We start from the raw sequence: 3894 nt of genomic DNA on the forward strand, positions 1-3894 counted from the left end.
ACCCGTCGGGCGGGCTCGACCTGCGCGCGCTGCTGGCCGCCCTCGCGCGCCGCGGCGTCACCCGCGTGCTGGCCGAGGGCGGCGCCGGCCTCGCCGCTGGGCTGCTGCGCGCCCGATTGGTGGACCGCCTCGCCTGGTTCCACGCCCCGGGAATCATGGGCGCGGAGGGCTGGCCCGCCGCCGAGGGCTTGCGCCTCGCGGCACTCGCCGCCATGCCACGCTTCCGCAGGGTGGCGCTCCGCCCCCTCGGCGCCGATATCCTGACCGAATTCGAGGAGAGCCCCCCATGTTCACCGGGATCGTGACCGCGCTCGGCAGCGTGCGCGACATCCTGCCGATCGGCGGCGGCCACGACCTGCGCCTGGTCATCGGCACCGACCCGGCCTTCCTGGCGCAGCCCGTCCCGGCCGTGCTCGGCGCCTCGATCGCCTGTTCGGGCGTCTGCCTGACGGTCGTGCACCTCGCCGCCGATGCCTTCAGCGTGGATTGTTCGGCCGAGACCGTGGCCAAGACCACCGTCGGCGGTTGGCCGAAGGGTGGCCGCATCAACCTCGAGCGTGCGTTGCGTATCGGTGACGAACTCGGAGGCCACCTGGTCGCGGGGCATGTGGACGGGGTGGGGGAGGTGGTCTCCGCGACGCCCGAGAACGCCTCGGTCCGCTGGCGCTTCCGCGTGCCGCGCGCCATCGCCCCCTTCATCGCGCCCAAGGGGTCGGTCGCCATCGACGGCGTCTCGCTCACGGTCAACGAGGTTGACGGGGAGGTCTTCGGGGTCAACATCATTCCCCATACCGCCTCGGTCACCACCTTCGGCACGCTGCAGCCCGGCGACAAGGTCAATATCGAGGTCGACATGATGGCGCGCTACGTCGCACGCCTGCGGGAGTACGAGCGTTGAGCGCGACTGACGAGACCGTCCGCACCTCCTTTTCGCGGTTCCTTTCCCCAACCGAGGAACTGCTCGAGGAAGCCCGCAGCGGCCGCATGTTCATCCTGGTGGACGACGAGGACCGCGAGAACGAGGGCGACCTGGTCATCCCCGCGCAATTCGCCACGCCGGACGCGATCAACTTCATGGCCCGCTTCGCCCGCGGGCTGATCTGCCTTGCCATGACGCGCCAGCGGGTCGACCAGCTCGGCCTGCCGCTCATGGCGCAGTCGAACGGCACGCGCCACCAGACCGCCTTCACCGTCAGCATCGAGGCGCGCGACGGGGTCACCACCGGCATCTCCGCCGCCGACCGCGCGCGCACCGTGGCGGTGGCGATCAACCCGGAACTGGGGCGCGAGCACATCGTCACCCCTGGCCACGTCTTCCCGCTGGTGGCGCGCGAGGGCGGCACGCTGGTGCGCGCCGGCCATACCGAGGCCGCGGTGGATTTCGCGCGCCTCGCCGGCCTCAATCCCTCCGGCGTGATCTGCGAGATCATGAACGACGACGGCACCATGGCGCGCATGCCGGACCTGGTGGCCTTCGCGCAGCACCACGGCCTCAAGCTCGGCACCATCGCCGACCTGATCGCGCATCGCCGCCGCACCGAGCGCCTGGTGCGGCGCGTCGAGGACAGCACGCTACCCCAGGCGATCGGTGGCGACTGGCGCGCCGTGGTCTATGCCAGCACCGTGACACCCGGCGAGCACCTGGCCCTGGTGAAGGGCGATGTCTCCGGCCCCGAGCCCGTGCTGGTGCGCATGCACGCCGCCTCGCTGTTGAACGACCTGGTGGCCGGGCGCACGCTCGGCGAACTGCATGGCGCGATGCGCATGATCGCCGAGGCCGGGCGCGGCGTGGTCGTGCTGCTGCGCGATGGCCGCGCCGATGGCCTGTCCGACCAGATCCGCCGCGGGCGCGGCCGCAGCCTGGCCCCCGAACTGCGCGACTACGGCATCGGCGCGCAGATCCTGGCCGATCTCGGCCTCACCCGCATCATCCGCCTGTCCAACCATCCCCGCCCGATCGTCGGCCTCGAGGGCTACGGGCTCGAGGATGTCGAGACACGCCCCATCGAATCGGATTCCACGACTTGAGCACACTCGACTCCCCCGAGCGCGGCGCGGCGACGCTGGCCGGGCCGTCGCCGCGCATCCTGGTGATCGCGGCGCCCTACTACCGCGATGTCGTGGACGGCATGCGCCATGGTGCGGAACGCGTGCTGGCCGATGTCGCCGCCACCTCGGAGGCCGTGGAAGTCGCCGGCGCCTACGAACTGCCGGCCGCGCTCGCCATGGCGCTCGCCTCGCCGCGCCGCTGGGACGGGTTCCTGCTGCTCGGCTGCGTGGTGCGCGGGGAGACCGACCACTACACCTTCATCTGCGACGCCATCTGCCACGGCGTGATGGACCTCTCGACGAAGCACGCGGCCGCCATCGGCTTTGGCCTCCTGACGGTGGATACGCTCGCCCAGGCCGAGGCGCGCTCGCGCGACGACCGCATGAACAAGGGCGCCGAGGCGGCGCATGCGGTGCTCGGCCAGATCGCCCTGGCCCGCGGCTGGGGCCTGGCGGGATGAGCCAGCGCCACAAGCCGGCCGGCCGGCCGCGCACCGGCGCGCGCGTCGCCGCCGTGCAGGCGCTGTTCCAGTCCGAGCAGACCGGCGAGAGTGCCGAGACGGTCGCCGACCAGTTCATCCGTCACCGCATCGGCGCCGGCGAGGGGGCCGAGGGCTTCGACGAAGGCGGTATCCCGCTGGCGCATATCCCGCTGTTCGAGGCCATCCTGCGCGCCGCCGCGACCGGGGCCGAGGCCGGCGACGCCGAGATCCGCGCGCATCTGAGCAAGGACTGGACGCTCGAGCGTCTCGACCCCGTGCTGCGCGCCGTGCTGCGCGCCGCGGCGGCCGAACTGCTCGCGGGTGCGGAGCCGCCGGCACGCGTGGTCATCAACGAATACCTCGATGTCGCGCGCGGCTTCCTCGACGAGGACACGGCGCGCTTCGCCAATGGCGTGCTCGACGCCATGGCGCACACGCTGCGCCCGCAGGAGTTCGGAGCGGCAGGGTGAGCCTGCCGCCGGAATTCGCGCTCATCGCGCGGCATTTCCGACCGCTGGCGGGTGAGGGGGCGCTCGATCTCTCGGACGATGCGGCGGTGCTGGATGTCCCGCCCGGGCGCCGGCTGGTGGTTGCCGCCGATGCCATGGTCGAGGGCGTGCACTACCTCCCCGACGACCCGCCCGAGACCATTGGCCGCAAGCTGCTGCGGGTGAACTTGTCGGACCTGGCGGCGATGGGCGCGGCGCCGCTCGGCTACCTGATGACCACCAGCTTCCGGCGTGGCGTGACGGAGGACTGGATCGCCGGCTTCGTGCGCGGCCTGGCGCTGGACCAGGCGGAATTCGGCCTGCAGGTCCTGGGTGGCGACACGACCGCTACCCCGGGGCCGACCTGCCTGTCGCTGACCATCCTCGGCACCGTCGCCCCTGGCGCGGAGCTGCGCCGCGCCGGCGCGCGGCCTGGCGACGATGTCTGGGTCTCGGGCACGATTGGCGACGGGGCGCTCGGGCTGAAGGTGCTGCGCGGGGAGTTGCCCGGCGATGCGGCGGGGCATCTCGCGCGGCGCTACCGGCTGCCGCAGCCGCGGCTCGCGCTGGGGCAGGCCATCGCGACGCTGGCGCGGGCGGGGATGGATGTGTCGGACGGGCTGGTGCAGGACCTCGGCCATCTCTGCCGCGCGGCGGGGTGCGGGGCCGAACTCGCGGCCGGGGCCGTGCCGCTCTCGCCCGCCGCGCGCGCGCTGGTCGTCGCCGACCCGGCGCTGCTGCCCGTGGTGCTGACCGGCGGGGACGACTACGAGCTGCTGTTCACCGCCGCGCCGGAGGCCGCCCCGGCCATCGCGGGCGCAGCGGAGCGCGCAGAGCGGAAGAGCACACGACCGAACGCCAGACACGGCGACATC

At 72.9% G+C, this 3894-nt stretch carries 6 protein-coding genes; all 6 read left to right on the forward strand.

Annotated features, from left to right (window positions below):
• On the forward strand, positions 1-305 hold a 305-nt coding region (locus HW578_RS23975), incomplete at its 5' end, for a dihydrofolate reductase family protein (protein ID WP_198373221.1).
• Positions 287-898, forward strand: a complete 612-nt coding sequence (locus tag HW578_RS23980; RefSeq protein WP_198373222.1) for a riboflavin synthase — start codon at positions 287-289, stop codon at positions 896-898. The genes HW578_RS23975 and HW578_RS23980, both read left to right, overlap by 19 nt.
• Complete coding sequence (ribB, locus tag HW578_RS23985; protein WP_198373223.1) at positions 895-2028, forward strand: 3,4-dihydroxy-2-butanone-4-phosphate synthase; 1134 nt, start codon at positions 895-897, stop codon at positions 2026-2028. The genes HW578_RS23980 and ribB overlap by 4 nt, the downstream gene beginning before the upstream one ends.
• A complete protein-coding gene (ribH, locus tag HW578_RS23990) occupies positions 2025-2510 on the forward strand; it encodes a 6,7-dimethyl-8-ribityllumazine synthase (RefSeq protein WP_198373224.1) in 486 nt (161 codons plus the stop codon). The genes ribB and ribH overlap by 4 nt, the downstream gene beginning before the upstream one ends.
• The gene (nusB, locus tag HW578_RS28025; RefSeq protein ID WP_232479243.1) at positions 2507-3001 is read left to right on the forward strand and encodes a transcription antitermination factor NusB; all 495 of its coding nucleotides are present in this window, start codon (positions 2507-2509) and stop codon (positions 2999-3001) included. Before ribH ends, nusB begins: the two co-directional genes overlap by 4 nt.
• Positions 2998-3894 (forward strand): thiamine-phosphate kinase (thiL, locus tag HW578_RS28030; protein ID WP_369407966.1); only part of this gene is annotated, 897 nt, incomplete at its 3' end. The genes nusB and thiL, both read left to right, overlap by 4 nt.

The sequence above is a fragment of the Roseomonas rosulenta genome, assembly GCF_016106005.1.
Lineage (GTDB): Bacteria > Pseudomonadota > Alphaproteobacteria > Acetobacterales > Acetobacteraceae > Neoroseomonas > Neoroseomonas rosulenta.

Coding starts and splice junctions, on each gene's coding strand:
- HW578_RS23980 (WP_198373222.1), top strand. CDS start 287: ATGTTCACCGGGATCGTGACCGCGCTCGGCAGCGTGCGCGACATCCTG.
- nusB (WP_232479243.1), top strand. CDS start 2,507: ATGAGCCAGCGCCACAAGCCGGCCGGCCGGCCGCGCACCGGCGCGCGC.